Origin of the sequence: Vibrio alfacsensis, assembly GCF_019670485.1 — a bacterium.
Lineage (GTDB): Bacteria > Pseudomonadota > Gammaproteobacteria > Enterobacterales > Vibrionaceae > Vibrio > Vibrio alfacsensis.
Genome location: NZ_AP024165.1, coordinates 2,708,793 through 2,726,813, shown reverse-complemented (window position 1 = coordinate 2,726,813; position 18,021 = coordinate 2,708,793). Strand labels below are relative to the sequence as shown.

General features: G+C 45.8%; 17 protein-coding genes. 6 read left to right on the top strand and 11 right to left on the bottom strand.

Annotation, left to right across the window (positions count from 1 at the left end; all coding sequences use genetic code 11):
• Positions 1–12: 12 nt before the first annotated feature.
• Together VA249_RS12585 and tldD are read left to right on the top strand one after the other, a co-directional pair.
• Positions 13–834, top strand: a complete 822-nt coding sequence (locus VA249_RS12585; protein WP_221068180.1) for a carbon-nitrogen hydrolase family protein — start codon at positions 13–15, stop codon at positions 832–834.
• A gap of 11 nt (positions 835–845) precedes the next feature.
• On the top strand, positions 846–2,291 hold the full coding sequence (gene tldD, locus VA249_RS12580; protein WP_221068179.1) for a metalloprotease TldD: 1,446 nt from the start codon (positions 846–848) through the stop codon (positions 2,289–2,291).
• Positions 2,292–2,404: 113 nt separating this feature from the next.
• Here tldD and VA249_RS12575 read toward each other — a convergent pair whose 3' ends face one another.
• Positions 2,405–3,781 (bottom strand): PhoH family protein, encoded by a 1,377-nt coding sequence (locus tag VA249_RS12575; RefSeq protein ID WP_128810071.1) that lies wholly within the window; start codon positions 3,779–3,781, stop codon positions 2,405–2,407.
• A 546-nt stretch (positions 3,782–4,327) separates the two neighbouring features.
• Here VA249_RS12575 and rapA point away from each other — a divergent pair.
• From rapA to VA249_RS12560, 3 genes are all read left to right on the top strand, one after another.
• A complete protein-coding gene (gene rapA / locus VA249_RS12570) occupies positions 4,328–7,237 on the top strand; it encodes an RNA polymerase-associated protein RapA (protein ID WP_221068178.1) in 2,910 nt (969 codons plus the stop codon).
• 104 nt (positions 7,238–7,341) lie between these two features.
• Positions 7,342–8,094 carry a bifunctional tRNA pseudouridine(32) synthase/23S rRNA pseudouridine(746) synthase RluA gene (gene rluA, locus VA249_RS12565; protein WP_221068177.1) on the top strand — a complete coding sequence of 251 codons (753 nt, stop codon included), beginning with the start codon at positions 7,342–7,344 and terminating at the stop codon, positions 8,092–8,094.
• Between the two features lie 36 nt (positions 8,095–8,130).
• Entirely contained in the window at positions 8,131–9,093 is a 963-nt protein-coding gene (locus tag VA249_RS12560) for a D-2-hydroxyacid dehydrogenase (RefSeq protein WP_221068176.1), read from the top strand.
• A 75-nt stretch (positions 9,094–9,168) separates the two neighbouring features.
• Here the strand turns inward: VA249_RS12560 and yjgA are convergent, their stop codons facing one another.
• Positions 9,169–9,696 (bottom strand): ribosome biogenesis factor YjgA, encoded by a 528-nt coding sequence (yjgA, locus tag VA249_RS12555; protein ID WP_211915903.1) that lies wholly within the window; start codon positions 9,694–9,696, stop codon positions 9,169–9,171.
• 110 nt (positions 9,697–9,806) lie between these two features.
• Here yjgA and pmbA point away from each other — a divergent pair, with 110 nt between their 5' ends.
• On the top strand, positions 9,807–11,150 hold the full coding sequence (pmbA, locus tag VA249_RS12550; protein WP_221068175.1) for a metalloprotease PmbA: 1,344 nt from the start codon (positions 9,807–9,809) through the stop codon (positions 11,148–11,150).
• A 108-nt stretch (positions 11,151–11,258) separates the two neighbouring features.
• Here pmbA and mgtE read toward each other — a convergent pair whose 3' ends face one another.
• From mgtE to lptC, 9 genes are all read right to left on the bottom strand, one after another.
• Complete coding sequence (gene mgtE, locus VA249_RS12545; RefSeq protein ID WP_128810077.1) at positions 11,259–12,614, bottom strand: magnesium transporter; 1,356 nt, start codon at positions 12,612–12,614, stop codon at positions 11,259–11,261.
• Positions 12,615–12,780: 166 nt separating this feature from the next.
• Entirely contained in the window at positions 12,781–13,056 is a 276-nt protein-coding gene (locus VA249_RS12540; RefSeq protein ID WP_128810078.1) for an HPr family phosphocarrier protein, read from the bottom strand.
• Between the two features lie 2 nt (positions 13,057–13,058).
• Complete coding sequence (rapZ, locus tag VA249_RS12535; protein ID WP_128810079.1) at positions 13,059–13,922, bottom strand: RNase adapter RapZ; 864 nt, start codon at positions 13,920–13,922, stop codon at positions 13,059–13,061.
• Between the two features lie 14 nt (positions 13,923–13,936).
• A complete protein-coding gene (gene ptsN / locus VA249_RS12530; RefSeq protein ID WP_128810080.1) occupies positions 13,937–14,383 on the bottom strand; it encodes a PTS IIA-like nitrogen regulatory protein PtsN in 447 nt (148 codons plus the stop codon).
• A gap of 2 nt (positions 14,384–14,385) precedes the next feature.
• Complete coding sequence (gene hpf, locus VA249_RS12525; RefSeq protein ID WP_128810081.1) at positions 14,386–14,673, bottom strand: ribosome hibernation promoting factor; 288 nt, start codon at positions 14,671–14,673, stop codon at positions 14,386–14,388.
• Between the two features lie 24 nt (positions 14,674–14,697).
• Positions 14,698–16,164 carry an RNA polymerase factor sigma-54 gene (locus VA249_RS12520; RefSeq protein WP_221068174.1) on the bottom strand — a complete coding sequence of 489 codons (1,467 nt, stop codon included), beginning with the start codon at positions 16,162–16,164 and terminating at the stop codon, positions 14,698–14,700.
• Positions 16,165–16,214: 50 nt separating this feature from the next.
• Positions 16,215–16,940 carry an LPS export ABC transporter ATP-binding protein gene (gene lptB / locus VA249_RS12515; RefSeq protein WP_128810083.1) on the bottom strand — a complete coding sequence of 242 codons (726 nt, stop codon included), beginning with the start codon at positions 16,938–16,940 and terminating at the stop codon, positions 16,215–16,217.
• Position 16,941: 1 nt separating this feature from the next.
• Positions 16,942–17,436, bottom strand: coding sequence for a lipopolysaccharide transport periplasmic protein LptA (gene lptA, locus VA249_RS12510; RefSeq protein WP_221068173.1), 495 nt, complete (start codon positions 17,434–17,436; stop codon positions 16,942–16,944).
• Positions 17,417–17,980, bottom strand: coding sequence for an LPS export ABC transporter periplasmic protein LptC (gene lptC, locus VA249_RS12505; RefSeq protein ID WP_221068172.1), 564 nt, complete (start codon positions 17,978–17,980; stop codon positions 17,417–17,419). The genes lptA and lptC overlap by 20 nt, the downstream gene beginning before the upstream one ends.
• Positions 17,981–18,021: the final 41 nt, after the last annotated feature.

Sequence of the window (18,021 nt, the reverse complement as noted above, 5' to 3'; positions counted from 1 at the left end):
GGAGCTAAGTAGATGGAACGAATTGGCATCATTCAAATGACATCCGGTCCGGATATCGATGAGAATCTGGACTTTATCGCTCAGCAGTGCGAACTGGCAGCTAAACAAGGCGTTAAGCTGGTTGTGACGCCAGAAAACGCCACGCAGTTTGCCCATCGTAACGCGTATCACGAGAACGCGGAAAGATTGGGTGACGGTCCGATTCAGCAACGTTTGTCTGGTATTGCAAAACAAAACCAGCTGACTCTGGTATTGGGCAGTATGCCGATCCGTACAGAACAAGGCGTCACAACGACAACATTAGTATTCTCACCGCAAGGCGAATGCATTGCTCATTACGATAAACTGCATATGTTTGATGTGGATGTCGCCGATGGGCATGGCAGCTATCGAGAGTCCGATACGTTTAAGGCTGGCAACCAAATCGTGACGGCAGAGACCAATATTGGTACGGTAGGCTTAAGTATTTGCTATGACGTGCGCTTTCCTGAGCTATTTAAAGCGCTACGCTTAGCAGGTGCCCAAATTATTGTTGTGCCAGCCGCTTTTACTGCGGTGACAGGTAAAGCGCATTGGGAAGTCTTGTTAAGAGCGCGTGCCATTGAAACTCAGTGTTGGGTTCTTGCATGCGGGCAAACGGGGACCCATCCATGTGGTCGCCAAACGTGGGGACACTCCATGGTGATTGACCCTTGGGGCTGTATTCATCAACAACTCGATGATCAAGTAGGATTGCTGGTGGCTGAGATAGATTTGTCACACAGCCAGCAAGTAAGGCAGAATATGCCGCTGACTCAACACAGTCGCTTTCAAAATGCATTGAAACGGAAATAAAAGAGCTAACTATGAGCATAAACCAAATAGAACAGGCACTCCTTGCCCCAAACGGTCTGACAGAGCAAGACATCGCTGACACACTAGCGAGCATTGCGACGCGCCAGATCGATTACGCGGACATTTACTTTCAGTCCAGCTGGCATGAGTCTCTGGTTCTAGAAGACAGCATCATTAAAGATGGCTCTTTCAACATTGATTGTGGTGTTGGTGTTCGTGCCGTCACTGGCGAGAAAACCGGTTTCGCTTATTCAGACCAAATTCAACTAGACGGTTTGAAGCAAAGTGCGATTGCAGCGCGTGGTATTGCGCAGCAAGGCCAAAATGGCAAAGTGCACGCATTCAAACGTTCTGACAACCAAGCTTACTACGATGCAGTAAACCCACTAGCAAGCTGGGAAAAGCAACAAAAAACCGAACTGTTGTTGTCTCTAGATGCGTACATCCGTACCAAAGAGCCAATGATCAAAGAAGTGTCGATCAGCATCAGTGGTGTACATGAGCAAATGCTTGTAGCGGCAACAGACGGCACTTACGCGGGAGACACTCGTCCTCTTGTTCGTTTGTCAATCAGTGTGTTAGCTGAAAAAGGCGATCGTCGAGAGCGTGGCAGTGCTGGTGGCGGTGGCCGTTTTGGTTATGACTTCTTCTTGTCTGAAAGCAATGGTGTAAAACAGGCGTTCTATTTCGCTGATGAAGCGATTCGCATGGCGCTGGTTAACTTAGAAGCAGAAGCCGCTCCTGCGGGTATGATGCCTGTTGTACTCGGTTCAGGTTGGCCTGGCGTATTGTTACATGAAGCCGTAGGCCACGGTTTGGAAGGTGACTTCAACCGTAAAGAGTCTTCCGTGTTCTCTGGCAAAATGGGTGAGCAAGTAACGTCACCGCTTTGTACTATTGTGGATGATGGCACGCTGAAAGATCTGCGCGGTTCATTGAACGTGGACGATGAAGGTGTCAATGGTCAATACAATACGCTTATCGAAAATGGTGTGTTAAAAGGCTACATGCAAGACAAGCTAAACGCACGTCTAATGGGTGTGAACCCAACAGGTAACGGTCGCCGTGAGTCTTACGCACATTTACCTATGCCACGTATGACTAATACATACATGCTGCCGGGTGAGCACTCACCAGAAGAGATCATCTCTACAGTTAAGAAAGGTCTGTACGCACCAAACTTTGGTGGCGGTCAGGTGGATATCACTTCTGGTAAGTTCGTGTTCTCTGCATCGGAAGCGTACTTGATTGAAGATGGTAAAATTACTCGCCCAGTGAAAGGTGCAACGCTTATCGGTTCGGGTATCGAAGCGATGCAGCAAGTATCGATGGTGGGTAACGACCTAAGCATCGACAGAGGTGTTGGTGTGTGTGGCAAAGCGGGTCAAAGTGTACCGGTTGGCGTAGGTCAGCCTACATTAAAACTTGATTCCATTACCGTTGGTGGTACTGAGTAAGTTATATTCACTCCAAATTAAAAAGAGCGCTTATTGAGCGCTCTTTTGGTTTTCAGTGATTGGTTTTAGATGACTAGTCTCAGGCAAAGAACTTTAGATGACTAGATAGGTCACTACAAATTCTCTTCGGCAAACTCTGCCAATCGGCTGCGCACCACGCCATTTAGGTGAATATTGGCGCTGCCTTCAAAGTTTTTGAAACGCTCGACCATATAAGTCAAACCAGACGTCACGGGTGTGAGGTAATGAGAATCTATTTGAGCTAAGTTACCTGAACACACAATCTTCGTGCCTTCCCCACAGCGGGTGATGATGGTCTTGATTTGTGAAGCGGTTAAGTTCTGGCATTCATCGAGCAACACAAACGCATTTTGAATAGAGCGACCACGCATAAAGTTAATCGACTTAAACTGAATGTTGGCTTTGTCACAGATGTACTTCATTGAGCCCTCAGTGCAGTGGTCGTGCTTGTGCAACGCTTCTAAAGTATCAGTGACAGCGGCTAGCCATGGCATCATCTTTTCTTCTTCAGAGCCTGGTAAAAAGCCAATCGACTCACCAATGTCTGGTGTGTTTCGCGTTACTATGATCTTGTCAAACATGCCTTTTTCAATGGTTTGTTCCAATGCGGCCGCCATGGCCAGTAGTGTTTTACCACTGCCTGCTGCACCAGTCAGAATCACCAAATCAATATCTGGGTCGAGTAAGGCATCCATCGCCATGCCTTGATAGATATTCTTCGGGGTAATGTCCCAAGCTCGACGGTGCATCATGCGTTCACGGCTGAGGTCGAGCAATGTCACTTTGTCATCAACAATAGTTTCTACTCGGCCAACAAAATCGCTGTCTTCATCAATGATATATTGGTTAATAAACGTTGGATCAAACGGCTCTTTGTTGAGTTTGTGGAATGTTTTTCCTCCTAGAGCATAGCTTTCAACATCATCGACGTGACTCCAAAAGTCCCCCTCACGTTGCTGGAAGCCTTTTGTGAGGTACTGGATATCATCAATGAGCTGGTCAGTACGATAGTCTTCGACAAAACGAACGCCAGCCCCTTTGGCTCGAAGGCGCATATTAATGTCTTTCGTCACGAGCACGACTTCACGAGGTGCTCGTTTGTTTTGCAGATAAAGCACTGCATTGAGTATGCGGTTGTCACCGGCTTTGTCGGCGAAAGCTTTGACGGTTTCCTGCAATTCAAAATCCGCCAAAATAGAAATCGTGCCTTGGCTTGGGCTGTCTTTAGATACGGGAATGCCCTCTGAAATTTCATCGGGTGTCGCGTCTTTGAATAAATCTTCCATAGCGCGAATCGCAACGCGTGCATCTCGCGCGACGTCGCGCTTACTGTCTTTAATTCGGTCGAGTTCTTCTAGCACGGTCATAGGAATGACGACATCGTGCTCTTGAAAAGAAAAAATGGCGAAAGGTTCATGGAGGAGGATGTTGGTATCGAGTACAAATAGTTTCCGATCGGTATCGCCCATAGCGTCTCCTTGCCGCAGCGCGGCTTTGCTTAAAGAAAACTAGGAATACAGCTCTGTCCTAGCTTTATTTACTTGCAATAGAGGTCGTCCGGCAATGTCGGTTAGTGCGCAACCGAGTAGCAAGACAACTTACTGCAAACCCGTGTTGATCCTAATCGTGTACCAATATGCCTACATATACACATGGCGATGTAAGCATCCTTATTAGAAGTATACGTAATATTTGCTTGTTGCAACTCAATAATTGTCATGAGTTTTTTACAATTTGATTGCATTCGTAATTCAGGAAAAAAAGTTGGTTCGCTTGTTCGTTTAGGCGTGACCTGTATCACAGCTTCAAGTAAGATTACCGACCTTTTCTGTGCTTCTGATGAGCCTGAATTATCATGCGAGGCTGGCGATTGTTTGCTCAGCTTGGTGTGGCGTAAAGAGTAGAATGGAGGTAGCAGAAGTTGCAATCAGATCTACACTATTATCCATGCCTAACGAGCATAAGTAGGCCAACAGAAACACTCACCAAGAAACAAATAACGAGGTAGTCAATTCATGACATTTGCTTTGGGTCAGCGCTGGATTAGCGATACGGAAGGCGATTTAGGTTTAGGTACCGTAGTAGCAATGGATGCTCGTACTGTGACATTGATGTTTGCAGCATCAGAGGAAAACCGAGTTTACGCACGTAACGATGCGCCAGTTACCCGAGTAACGTTCAACGTCGGTGATGTCATCGATTGCCAAGAAGGTTGGTCATTAAAAGTTGAAGAAGTACTAGAAGATGAGGGTTTATACACCTACTTCGGTACTCGTGAAGACACTCAGGAAACCGCAGTCGTACTGCGTGAAATATTCCTTAGTAACCAGATCCGTTTTAATAAACCGCAAGACAAATTGTACGCGGGTCAGATTGACCGCATGGACAACTTTGTATTGCGCTACCGTGCACTGAAAAACCAATTTGAACAGCATAAGAGCCCAATGCGTGGCTTGTGCGGTATGCGTGCAGGTTTGATCCCTCATCAGTTATATATCGCACACGAAGTTGGCCGCCGACATGCACCACGCGTACTGTTAGCAGACGAAGTAGGTCTTGGTAAAACTATCGAAGCGGGCATGATCATTCACCAGCAAGTGCTGGCTGGCCGAGCTGAGCGTATTCTTATCGTTGTGCCTGAGACATTACAACACCAGTGGTTAGTTGAAATGATGCGTCGTTTCAACCTGCACTTCTCTATCTTTGATGAAGAGCGTTGTATTGAAGCATTCGCAGACGCAGAAAATCCATTTGATACTCAGCAATATGTGCTGTGTTCTCTTGATTTCCTACGTAAGAGCCGTAAGCGCTTTGAGCAGGCATTAGAGGGTGAATGGGATCTGTTGGTTGTCGATGAAGCGCACCACCTAGAGTGGAGCCAAGATAAACCGAGTCGTGAATATCAAGTCGTCGAGGGATTAGCGGAGCGTACAGCTGGTGTGCTACTGCTGACTGCAACGCCAGAGCAACTTGGCCGTGAGAGTCACTTTGCTCGTTTGCGCCTACTTGATCCTGACCGTTTCTACGATTATGAAGCGTTTGTTGAAGAAGAAGAGCAATACGCACCTGTTGCGGATGCAATTACGTCGTTATTCTCAGGCCATAAACTGGCCGATGACGCTAAAAACCAGATCACAGAACTTCTCTCTGAACAGGACGTTGAACCGCTATTTCGTATTATCGAAAGTGACAGTGATGAAGAAGCAAAAGCATCAGCGCGTCAGGAGTTGATTGACAATCTAATGGATCGTCACGGTACTGGGCGTGTATTGTTCCGTAATACACGTGCTGCTGTTAAAGGCTTCCCTGTTCGTAATGTGCATTTGATGCCAATGGATATTCCGCCGCAATACACCACATCCATGCGTGTTGCGGGCATGATTGGCGGTAAGATGTCGCCTGAAGCGCGTGCAATGAAGAACTTGTATCCAGAGGAAATCTTCCAAGAGTTTGAAGGTGATGATTCAAGCTGGTGGCAATTTGACTCTCGCGTTAACTGGCTACTTGAAAAAGTAAAAGAAAAACGCAGTGACAAAGTTCTGGTCATCGCCTCTCGCGCAAGCACTGCATTGCAACTAGAGCAAGCTTTACGTGAGCGTGAGGGTATCCGCGCAACGGTATTCCACGAGGGAATGTCGATTCTGGAGCGTGATAAAGCCGCGGCTTATTTTGCTCAGGAAGAGGGGGGTGCACAGGTTCTAATCTGTAGCGAAATCGGCTCTGAAGGTCGTAACTTCCAGTTTGCTAATCAGCTAGTGATGTTCGATCTGCCATTCAACCCTGATTTGCTAGAGCAACGCATTGGTCGTCTTGATCGTATTGGTCAGAAACGCGATATCGATATTCATGTTCCATACCTAAAAGGCACTTCACAATCGATTCTGGCTCGTTGGTTTGATGAAGGTTTGAATGCGTTTGCAGAAACCTGTCCAACAGGTCGCGCGGTTTATGACAAGTATTCAGATGCTCTCATTGAGATGCTTGCTTCGGGCGATACAGCAAACCTTGATGAAGTGATTGAGGAATCGGCTAAGTTAAATAAAGCGCTGAAATCTCAGTTAGAGCAAGGCCGCGACCGCTTATTAGAAATGCACTCTAATGGCGGTGAAAAAGCGCAGCAAATCGTTGAGAAAATCGCATCAACAGACGGCGATACTAACCTAGTGACGTTTGCGCTGTCTCTATTTGATACCATTGGTCTGAACCAAGACGATAAAGGTGAAAATGCCTTGGTTGTGACGCCATCTGAACACATGATGGTGCCGAGCTACCCTGGTCTTCCATACGAGGGCGCAACCATTACGTTTGATCGTGATACCGCGTTGTCTCGTGAAGACATGCACTTCATCAGTTGGGAACACCCAATGATTCAAGGTGGTATTGATTTGCTGATGAGCGAAGGTGTGGGTACCTCTGCGGTTTCTCTGCTGAAGAACAAAGCACTACCAGTGGGTACTATTCTACTTGAATTGGTATACGCGGTGGATGCACAAGCGCCAAAACGCAGTGGTATTGCGCGTTTTCTACCAAAAACGCCGATTCGCTTAATGATGGATGGCCGAGGTAATGATCTCTCTGCTCAAGTAGAGTTTGAGAGCTTTAACCGTCAACTGAGCCCAGTAAATCGTCACCTTGCGAGCAAGCTAGTGACTTCTGTTCAGAAAGAAGTTCATCGTTTAATAGAAGCCGGTGATACATTGGTTGAACCACAGGTTGAAGCGGTTCGTAAGCAAGCTCATCAAGAGATGCAGCAAAGCTTGAATTCAGAACTTGAACGTTTACAAGCACTAAAAGCGGTAAACCCGAATATTCGTGACGAAGAGATTGATGCGATTGAAGCACAAATTAAAGAGTTGACGGGTTATATTAACCAAGCTCAAGTTCAACTCGATTCGCTACGTTTGATCGTGGTAAGTCACAACTAATTGGTTTTTATCTAGAAAAACGATAATCAAAACGGCTCCTTTACGGGAGTCGTTTTAGTATTAAAATACCCCTCCTTTTCTTTCTATATTTTGAGAGCACACAGATGGCAATGCTTGAGTACACCCCTCCGACAGATCCTTGGACCGATATTGTGTTTGAGGATGATCATATCTTGGCTGTGAACAAGCCATCAGGTTTGCTGTCTGTTCCTGGGCGTCTTGCTGAGCATCACGATAGTATGTGGAGTCGTCTACAAGAAGAATACCCAGAGATCCAGGTGGTACACCGTTTGGATATGTCGACGTCGGGGTTGATGGTGTTAGCGAAAAATAAGCGTGCTGAAAGTGCCTTGAAGAAACAGTTCCAATATCGTCTGACGCATAAGATCTATTATGCACGAGTATGGGGGCATATAGAGCAGCAAGAGGGAGAGATCGATCTGCCCCTGATCTGTGATTGGCCGAATCGACCTCTACAGAAAGTGTGTTTTGAAGATGGTAAGCCATCCAAGACATTATTTCAGGTCGCTAAGCGAGAAGAGCATCAAGATGGCTCTAAGACCACAATCGTACGTCTGTTACCTATTACAGGACGTTCCCATCAATTGCGTGTACACATGCAAGCTCTAGGGCACCCTATTGTGGGAGATGAGTTTTACGCGACTGAAGATGCGAAAGCATTCTCGGCTCGATTGGAGCTGCACGCAGCAGAGCTGAGTTTTTATCACCCTAAGAGTCAATGGCTACGCAGTATTTTTGTACCTTGTGATTTCTATCCGGAAGCGAAAGAGATGATCTTTGACTATTTCGACCCTGAGCGTAAATTACCAGACTATAAAACACTGCCTCATTCATAACATTTCCATTCGGCAGTGAATAAACAAGGAGCCGTTATGTCACTGCCTAAAGTGGTCTTTCTTGACCGAGCAACCATCCCCGAGCATATCCAGTTACCTCGCCTCAATTTCGCTCATCATTGGGTTGAGTATGATTTAACCTCGGCAGACCAAGTGGTAGAACGTTTGGTTGAGGCCGATATTGTCATCAGCAACAAAGTTGTCCTCGACCAAATGGTTTTGGCTCAATTGCCTAACTTAAAAATGATTGCAGTCGCGGCAACGGGTTTCAATAACGTCGATATTAATTATTGCGTCCAGAATAATATTGCGGTGGCAAACGTTCGTGGCTATGCCACCCGCTCTGTACCTGAGCATGTTATTGCCATGTTATTTGCATTACGTCGTAATTTATTTGGCTATCACCAAGATATTGCGGCTGGGGAATGGCAAAGAAATAAACAGTTCTGCTTTTTTACTCATCCAATAGGTGATATTGCTGGTAGTACGTTAGGTGTGATTGGAAGCGGAGCATTAGGGCAAGCAACCGCACATTTAGCCAAAGCGGTGGGCATGAACGTACTGTTTTCCGAACGGAAAGGCGTAAGTGAATGTCGAGAGGGTTACATTCCCTTTGAAGATTTGCTCAAGCGTTGTGATGCCATTTCTTTGCACTGTCCGTTAAATGAACATACGCACAATTTAATTGGTGAAGTGGAACTGAAGTTGATGAAGCCAACTTCCATCTTGATCAATACAGGGCGTGGTGGCTTGGTCGATGAGCAAGCATTAGTGGATGCACTAAGGCGAGGAGAAATCTCGGCTGCAGGTATTGATGTTTTTACGCAGGAACCAGCAGATAGTAATAATCCTTTGGTGGCGAATATGGATTTACCCAATTTGTTGCTTACCCCTCATGTGGCCTGGGGAAGCGATTCTTCTCTTCAGCGTTTAGCTGACATATTAATTGAAAACATCAATGCATTTCAGTGTGGTGAGAGCATCAATAGACTCTCCTGACAGCGCGAACAAAAAAGCAGATCATGAGATCTGCTTTGTATTTGATACTTCTTGCCGTTTTTAAAGGTAAGCGAATTACTGCTCTTCTTCGTTCAGCGCTTTTAGAATTTGGAAAATCTCACGGTAAGACTTCGCAGGCTTGCCCGCTTTCTTTTCTTTCGCAGCTTGACGAGCAAGCTGACGAAGGCGTTGACGATCGGCGGTTGGGTAAAGCTCCATCACGTCATCAATGGCTTTATCACCGTCTTCAACGACGCGATCACGCAGTACTTCTAATTTGTGGAGTACGGCGGTTGCTTGTGAGTGCTTGTTGCGAACTTTGTCCAGTGCCGCTTGGATTGGCTCTGGATCTTCATAGCGCATCAATTTCCCGATACGTTGCAGTTGGCGACGACGCGCTTCGTTTTTAAAGCGCTGTGCATCTGCAACGGCTTCTCTTAGGTCTTCGCTCAATGGAAACTTTTCTAAAGTCGATGGTTTAAGACCTACGAGCTCTTCACCAAGCTTTTGCAGCTCTTCCATGTCGCGTTTCATCTCGGATTTACTTACCCAGATGATCTCTTCTTCTGGTTCCCATGGCGCTTTTTGATTCTTACGTGCCATTTCAGTTGCCTGTGTTCTGATTAATATTATGACTATTTTAACAAGAATCGTGGGGAGAAAGCGAAATTCTTGTTATTCTATTGTACATCGAATACATGATGTGAAAGACAATGGATATTAAACAGCAGGTTACCGAGCAACGAATCGAGCTAGAACAAGCCGTTGCAAGAGCATTAGAGATTGCTGGAGCAAAATCTGATGCGGCTGAAGTCGCAATTACCAAGAGCACTGGTTTGAGTGTTTCCACTCGTATGGGCGAGGTGGAAAACGTTGAGTTCAACAGTGATGGTGCACTTGGTATCACCGTTTACCGTGGGCAACGTAAAGGCAGTGCTTCCACATCAGACTTGAGCGAAGCCGCAATTAAGCAAACCGTTTTAGCGGCATTAGACATTGCTCAATACACATCAGAAGACCCATTTGCGGGCCCTGCACCTAAAGAGTTCATGGTCAAAGAAATTCCAGACCTAGATCTTTTCCATCCTGATGCACCTAACCCTGACTATGCAGCAGAAGTTGCTATTGCTGCCGAGAAAGAAGCATTAGGTTACAGTGATGCCATTAAGCAAAGTGATGGTGCGAGCTATGACAGCCATTATGGTGTGAAAGTTTATGGTAATAGCCACGGTTTATTAGCAAGTTATGCTTCAAGCCGCCATAGCACCAGTTGTTGTGTTATTGGTGTTGGTAAGAATGGCGAAATGGAGCGCGATTACAGCTATACCGTTGCTCGCCATCGTGATGACTTGTGGACTCCTGAGATGGTTGGCCGTCAAGCCGCAGAAAAAACCATTAGCCGATTAGATGCTCAAAAACTTAAGACGGGCAAGTATCCTATTATGTTTGCCGCTGACGTTGCGACGGGCTTGATTGGCCACCTTGTGATGGCAATCAGTGGTGGTAACTTATACCGTAAATCGTCTTTCTTGTTGGATCACCTTGGCAAGCAAGTGTTGCCAGAATGGTTCAATATTTCTGAGCGTCCGCATGTTTTACGTGGCTTGGCTTCAAGCCCATTTGATAGTGAGGGTGTTTACACACAAGACCGTGAAATCATCACAGATGGTGTTTTGGCGACTTACTTGCTAACTAGCTACGCTGCTCGCAAGATGAAGATGGAGCCAACGGGTCACGCTGGTGGTATTCATAACTGGTATGTGACATCTACGGGTCAAAACTTTGAGCAAATGCTGAAAGAGCTGGGCACTGGTCTACTGGTAACAGAAACCATGGGTCAAGGCGTGAACGTTGTGACGGGCGACTACTCTCGTGGCGCTGCAGGTTTCTGGGTTGAGAATGGCGTAATCCAGTACCCAGTCTCGGAAATCACGATCGCTGGTAACCTAAAAGAAATGTTCACAAAAATTGTGGCTGTCGGCAGTGATGTGGAGACCCGCTCACAAATCCAGACGGGTTCTATCTTGCTTGATACGATGAAAGTCGCAGGCGAATAGTTTCACTAAAAGTGAGTGATAGAGGATTCAAAAAGCCTGATGTGTTTATCATCAGGCTTTTTTATGGCTTGCGATCCGTCCTAAATAAGCTTGTAAGGCTTATGCGTCTTAGATGGCTAAAGTAGCAAGCCCTAAGAATACCGATAAACCTATCACGTCGGTGACAGTTGTCAGTGCCATGCCGCCCGCGAGTGCTGGGTCGATATTCATCTTCTTAAGCAGTATTGGAATACTTACCCCTGCAATACCGGCTACTAATAGGTTGGTCAACATAGCGGCAGAAATAATACCGCCAAGCATCCAGTTTCCTTTCCAAACGACGACAATACCACCGATGATCAGTGCCCACATAATACCGTTGAGCAAGCCGATCGCCGCCTCTTTCATCAAAAGTTCTCGTTTGTTGGCATCACCGATGTGACCGAGCGCTAAGCCACGGATCACAAGTGCAACGGTTTGGTTACCTGCAACCCCGCCCATGGAGGGTACGATGGTCATGAGAACCGCAATGGCTGCCATTTGATCGAGTGTTGCTTCGAACATATTGGAAACAGAAGCCGCAGCCAGTGCTGCAAGAACGTTTGCTCCTAACCAGACACTGCGTTTACGAGCAGATTTAAATACTGGCGCGAACGTATCTTCATCATCATCCATACCCGCCATGCTCATCATAGAGTGTTCTGCATCTTCACGGATAACGTCAACAACGTCATCGATGGTGATACGGCCAACCAGGTGCTGATTTTCATCGACGACTGGCGCAGATACCCAGTTACGACGTTCAAATAGGCTTGCAACGTCAGAGTCACTGGTATCGACGGTAATGGCATCATCGGCATCCTCCATCACGTCAATGACTTTGACATCAGGTTGTGTGGTGATAAGAGTGGTAATCGGTAATTCACCAATGAGCTTGTTTTCATCATCAATGACGTAAAGAGCATCGGTTGCTTCTGGCAATTCACCTTTCATGCGCAAATAACGCAAGACAACGTCCACATCTACATCACCACGGATGGTAATAACGTCAGTGTTCATCAATCCGCCTGCGGTATCCTCAGAGTAGGATAGGGCGGTTTCGACGCGCAGGCGATCGTCAGAGTCCATTTGCGATAGGACTTCACGCGATAGTGTATCTGGTAAGCTCCGTAGTACGTAAGCCACGTCATCGGTATCCATGCCCTCTGTCGCTTCAGCAAGTGCTTCTGGCGCCATTTTGGATACAAGACTGTCTTTAACGTCTTCGTTTAGCTCGTCAAGGATTTCACCGTAGTCCTCTGGGTCAGTTAACTGCCAAAGTACTTCACGGCTTTTACGTGGGGAGGCCTCTAAAAGATGAGCGATGTCCTCAGGTTCCATGTCCTGCAATTGACGGCGAACATGGACGAAGCGACCGTTTTCCAGTGCTTCAGTGACTTCTTGGAGGGCTTGGTGAGCTTGGTCGAATTCTATTTGCTCTGCCATTGATTCCTCCTAATTCCTGAAATTTACAATGCTTTGAATAATATCTTAATTCTAGGCACCTTTTAATAACAACTTGTGAAAGTCGAAGAAATTATTTGTTGAAGAGAAGCAGGGGATAGGAAGTGGTGTGGGATATCACACTAAAGATAAGCAAAAAGCGAGTGGATCACTCGCCTTCATCAAACTTGTCTTCGATTAAATGGCAAACCGCATCGAGTGCTTGTTGTGAATCATCACCACAAGCGTGGATGGTAACGTATTGCCCTTGAGCAGACTCAAGCATGAGCAATCCCATCACGCTATCTGCGGTTGCGGTTTTGTCTTCTTCGTTATCAATCGTGATGATTGCGTTATAGCTTTGCGCCAGTTCGACCAATTTGATTGCTGCTCGAGCATGTAGCCCCAAACGGTTTTGGATCAACACTTTACGACTTAGTTCCACCGTTATTCCTTAACGTTTTTTTCCAATGAAGTGTGGCGAATTTGGACTTGATGACCTTTAGCTGCAAAGTATTCGCCAATTTTTTGCGTCAGATACACTGAGCGATGTTTTCCACCGGTACAACCAATGGCGACGGTGAGGTAACTGCGATTGTTTGTCTCAAGTAGCGGTAACCAGGTCTCAATGAAATTCTCTATCTGTTGTTTTAGTTCGAGAACTGATTGGTGCTGCTCTAAGAAAGCGCCAATAGGAGCATCTAATCCGGTTAGTGGTCGCAATGCCGGTTCCCAGTGTGGGTTGGGCAAAAAACGCACATCAAAAACGTAGTCGGCATCAGATGGCAAACCGTATTTAAAGCCAAATGATTCAAATACCATGACGAGATCTTTTCGCTCTCGTCCCAATACTCGCATACGGACGGTTTCACTCAAATCATGCAGCGATTGCCCACTGCTATTGAGGACCAAGTCAGCATGAGCCTTGAGCGGCGTCAGAATATTGTGCTCAAGTTCGATCGCTTGCTCTAAAGATAGAGAACTCTGGCCGAGTGAAAGAGGGTGGATTCTGCGAGTTTCACTGTAGCGTTTAAGCAGCGTTTCTTTATTGGCATCTAAGAAAAGCACCGTGACATCCAGCTCTGATTTTAGCTTCTCTAGTGTGCTGGTAAGTTCTTTGAGCTTTTTGGGGATATTGCGAATGTCGATGCTAACCGCAACATTTTGCTTACTGTCAGCGACGGATTGAACAAACGCATCCAGTAGGTTCACTGGTAGATTGTCGACGCAGTAATACCCCAAGTCTTCAAGCACGCGCAGGGCAACACTCTTTCCTGCACCGGAGTGCCCACTAACAACGATTAATCGCATGGTGATCGCCTCGATTACTGATGAATCATAATGTCGTAAAGTTCTTCATCGCTCTGAGCATTACGTAGCATCTTCAGTACTTGCTTGTTACTCAGACGTTCAGCCATTGAGGATAGTGTTTTGAGGTGCTCCTTGCACTGATCTTCTGGTACGAGGAGTGCAAAAAGAAGGTCGACAGGTCGGTTATCGATAGCATCAAACTCAATCGCCTCATCACATTGAAGTAAAACGGCGATGGCTTTGTCGCTAGATGACATTCTTGCATGTGGGATAGCGATACCGTTGCCGATACCAGTACTACCCATTTTTTCTCTGCTGAGCATACACTCAAACAGTTCTGTTGAATCTTGGCCTGTGGTATCAGCAACGATTTTGCTGATCATTTCGAGGGCTCGTTTTTTACTTGTACAATGGACTGCACTTTTCGTGCAGTCCAGTGACAGTATTTCGCTAAGTTGCATGATTAATGACTGTTTAGTTTTTCTTTGTGCTTATTAAGTTGACGAACTAATTTATCCACCAGCGAGTCAATCGCTGCGTACATGCTTTCATCCGTTGATGAAGCGTGGATTTCGCCCTGATTTATATGGAGCGTAGCTTCCGCGATTTGGTCGAGTTTTTCAACTTTTAATACGACATGAGCTTGATTGATATGGTCGAAGAACCTTTCGAGCTTCTGAAACTTATTTTGAACATAGTCTTGCATTGAATCGGTAAGATCAACGTGATGGCCCTGAATATTGATTTGCATAGACTTTCCTTTTCAGTTGGTGCCTTAAAGTAGGCGTTTACGCTGACTTGATGGGGCGATACCCAAGGACTCGCGATATTTCGCAATGGTTCGCCTTGCGACCTGAATCCCTTGGTCAGCCAGAAGATCAGCAATCTTACTGTCACTCAATGGCTTTGCTGTATTTTCAGCGGCAACCAGTTTTTTAATGAGTGCGCGGATTGCTGTGGACGAACATTCTCCACCATTGTCTGTACTGACATGACTAGAGAAGAAGTACTTCAATTCAAAAATGCCACGCGGTGTGTGCATGAATTTCTGCGTTGTCACACGAGAGATCGTTGATTCATGCATATCCACATCCAATGCTACGTCATTGAGGACCATTGGCTTCATGGCTTCTTCACCATAGTCGAAGAAATCTTGTTGATGTTCAACAATACATCTTGCAACTTTGAGAAGGGTCTCGTTTCTGCTTTCTAGGCTCTTAATTAACCATTTTGCCTCTTGCAAATTGCTACGGATGTACTGGCTATCCGCACTATTGCCTTTCCCAAGCTGGGCATATTGTTGATTTACTTTGAGTTTTGGAATGCTGTCAGGGTTAATGGATACGGTCCATTTACCATGGTCTTTAAATACAGAAACATCAGGGATGACGTATTCAGTATCATCAGGAGTAATGCGACTGCCCGGTCGAGGATCAAGTTGCTGGATGAGCTTCAATACTTCGCGTAAGTCGGCTTCTTTTAATTTGGTTTCTTTGATCACCAACTTGTAGTCACGATTTCCCAGATGATCGATATGGTCTCTCAGCACCATTCTTGCCTCTGCAAGCCATGGGGTATCTTCTGGGAAAGTCACTAATTGAAGTAGTAAACACTCTTGCAGGTTACGAGAGGCCACACCAAGAGGATCAAACTGTTGGATGCGTTTGCGAACCGCTTCGACTTCATCCAATTCTATGTCTTCGTTGTCGAAGCTTTCATGGATTTCTTCAGGAGTGAGCGTCAAATAGCCATAATCGTCAACCGCATCAATGATCGCGATAGCGATGGTTCGGTCGTTTTCGCTAAACGGCGTTAAATCCAATTGCCACATTAGGTAGTCGTGCAGCGACTCAGTGGTTTCACCTTGGTACACTGGCATATCGTCATCAAGTGCTATACCAGTACTACCGGTATTGGCGCTATACACGTCATCCCAAGTGGTATCGATTTCTAGCTCAGAGCTAATTTCTGACTTTTCAATCACATCTGAGCTGTCCGGAAGGTCTGGTTCCGAGGTGTCGTTTGCACTGTTGTCAGCGGCTTCTGAAGCTGACTTATCTTCACCGTTGACTTGAGCTTCTTCGTGGCCTTCTTCAACTTCTAAAAGCGGGTTGGAATCTAATGCTTCTTGGATCTCTTGTTGAAGGTCTAGCGTCGACAATTGTAACAAGCGAATCGCTTGTTGCAGTTGCGGCGTCATGGCTAACTGTTGACCTAGCTTGAGTTGTAATGAAGGTTTCATTCAGTGTTACTTACCTTGTAATGCTCAGAATCTTACCGTTCCTAATGTAATCATAGACGGAATTGTTCACCGAGATAAACTTGTTTCACCTGTTCATTATTGAGAACGTCTTCTGGGCTTCCAGAAGCAATAAGGTGCCCTTGGCTTACGATGTAAGCTTTTTCACATACGTCGAGAGTTTCACGAACGTTGTGGTCGGTGATCAATACACCAAGACCGCGGTCACGTAGATGTTCGATGATTTTTTTGATGTCATTTACCGAAATCGGGTCAACACCAGCGAAAGGTTCGTCTAATAAAATAAACTGTGGGTTTGCAGCGAGTGCACGTGCAATTTCAACTCGTCGACGTTCACCACCTGATAGTGCCATACCTGCACTGGTTCTTATGTGCTGTATGTGGAATTCTTCCAATAAATCTTCCAGCTTATCTTGACGTTCTTCGCGGGTAAGCTCTTGGCGTGTCTCTAACACCGCCATGATGTTGTCCTCGACAGACAGCTTACGGAAGATAGAAGCTTCTTGAGGCAAATAGCCGATACCTAATCGAGAACGACTGTGCATTGGGAGAATACTGATGTCCTGATCGTCGATAGTAATCGTGCCCTCATCACGAGGGACAAGGCCGACAATCATGTAAAATGATGTTGTTTTACCTGCCCCGTTCGGCCCGAGAAGTCCAACAATTTGGCCTGATTCCACTTCTAGGCTTACATCAGTGACTACCTTGCGTTTTTTGTAACTTTTCGCCAGGTTCTTTGCGCTCAGTACCGCCATATTAGTTCTCGATTTGATTAGGTTGCAAAATCGTGGTTACACGCTCAGTTTTTGAGCTGTCAGCAACAAGCTTCTGCTTACCAATTTGATAACGAATTGATGAGCCACGGATCGTATTACCATCTTGTGCGAGCTGCGCTTGACCTTTCATCGTCAGTTCATCCGTCGCGATACGATAATCCAACTCTGTTGCTTGACCGCTGAGTGTTTTGCCGTCATCCATCAATTGAGAAAAAGTTGCGGGTTTGCCGAACGCTTGAATCTGTTTGATCGATTCGGTCTTTGGATCGCGAGTCACGATGATTCTGTCAGCATCAATATTGATGCTACCTTGTTTCAAAGAGACATCGCCCTCGAAGACAACCTGATTACTCTTCATGTCCACTTGCTGTGTGTCAGAATTAATGTAAACGGGCTGTTGTGTGTCTGATTTTAGTGCCAGCGCTTGTGGCGCAGCTAATACCAGTGCTAATAGGCTAAGGTGTAACGGTTTCATATCGACCTTGAACTTCACTTGTTAGAGTCGCAGTGTGAGCATTTAAGTTGCCTTTCATTGCGCCTCCTGTCGTTTCAAATTGCGGTCCAACCAACATTACTTGTTGATCCGCTTTAAAATCACGGTTGGTTAGATTGATGACCATCTTGTCTGTTGCCATCGTGTCAAAGCTTGCATCTGGCAATAGGTTTTGCATGAGTACGTTATCGTACAACGTCAGGATTTGGTCTTCATCTAGTACGGCTTTGACCGCGCTAACTTTCCATTCAATAACGCTACCATCACGGTAAACCATTAGTGTTGGGTCATTAAAAATGGTTTCACCACTTTTGGCATAATGATCTAATGTGGTAGAACGAATGATGTAACTGCGGACACCATTTTCACCATATGTGATGTTTTCTAGTCCAGTACCACTGAACATAGGCAGTTCTAAATTGGGTGCGACTTGTAAACCATCGTTATTTTTCGGCGTGAGTAAGTAATACCCACACCATGCAATAACAAAGATCAACAGCACATAAATAAGGCGAGTTAAACTCATATAATAAAGGCCTTCTTTTAGCTCAGTACTTCCCTGACTAC

Excerpts from the sequence above, each read along its gene's own strand:
- yjgA (WP_211915903.1), bottom strand. The coding sequence starts at position 9,696 with ATGGCACGTAAGAATCAAAAAGCGCCATGGGAACCAGAAGAAGAGATC.
- VA249_RS12585 (WP_221068180.1), top strand. The coding sequence starts at position 13 with ATGGAACGAATTGGCATCATTCAAATGACATCCGGTCCGGATATCGAT.
- rapZ (WP_128810079.1), bottom strand. The coding sequence starts at position 13,922 with ATGCGATTAATCGTTGTTAGTGGGCACTCCGGTGCAGGAAAGAGTGTT.
- VA249_RS12520 (WP_221068174.1), bottom strand. The coding sequence starts at position 16,164 with ATGAAACCTTCATTACAACTCAAGCTAGGTCAACAGTTAGCCATGACG.
- lptC (WP_221068172.1), bottom strand. The coding sequence starts at position 17,980 with ATGAGTTTAACTCGCCTTATTTATGTGCTGTTGATCTTTGTTATTGCA.
- rluA (WP_221068177.1), top strand. The coding sequence starts at position 7,342 with ATGGCAATGCTTGAGTACACCCCTCCGACAGATCCTTGGACCGATATT.
- lptA (WP_221068173.1), bottom strand. The coding sequence starts at position 17,436 with ATGAAACCGTTACACCTTAGCCTATTAGCACTGGTATTAGCTGCGCCA.
- rapA (WP_221068178.1), top strand. The coding sequence starts at position 4,328 with ATGACATTTGCTTTGGGTCAGCGCTGGATTAGCGATACGGAAGGCGAT.
- VA249_RS12560 (WP_221068176.1), top strand. The coding sequence starts at position 8,131 with ATGTCACTGCCTAAAGTGGTCTTTCTTGACCGAGCAACCATCCCCGAG.
- pmbA (WP_221068175.1), top strand. The coding sequence starts at position 9,807 with ATGGATATTAAACAGCAGGTTACCGAGCAACGAATCGAGCTAGAACAA.
- lptB (WP_128810083.1), bottom strand. The coding sequence starts at position 16,940 with ATGGCGGTACTGAGCGCAAAGAACCTGGCGAAAAGTTACAAAAAACGC.
- VA249_RS12575 (WP_128810071.1), bottom strand. The coding sequence starts at position 3,781 with ATGGGCGATACCGATCGGAAACTATTTGTACTCGATACCAACATCCTC.
- tldD (WP_221068179.1), top strand. The coding sequence starts at position 846 with ATGAGCATAAACCAAATAGAACAGGCACTCCTTGCCCCAAACGGTCTG.
- mgtE (WP_128810077.1), bottom strand. The coding sequence starts at position 12,614 with ATGGCAGAGCAAATAGAATTCGACCAAGCTCACCAAGCCCTCCAAGAA.
- ptsN (WP_128810080.1), bottom strand. The coding sequence starts at position 14,383 with ATGCAACTTAGCGAAATACTGTCACTGGACTGCACGAAAAGTGCAGTC.
- hpf (WP_128810081.1), bottom strand. The coding sequence starts at position 14,673 with ATGCAAATCAATATTCAGGGCCATCACGTTGATCTTACCGATTCAATG.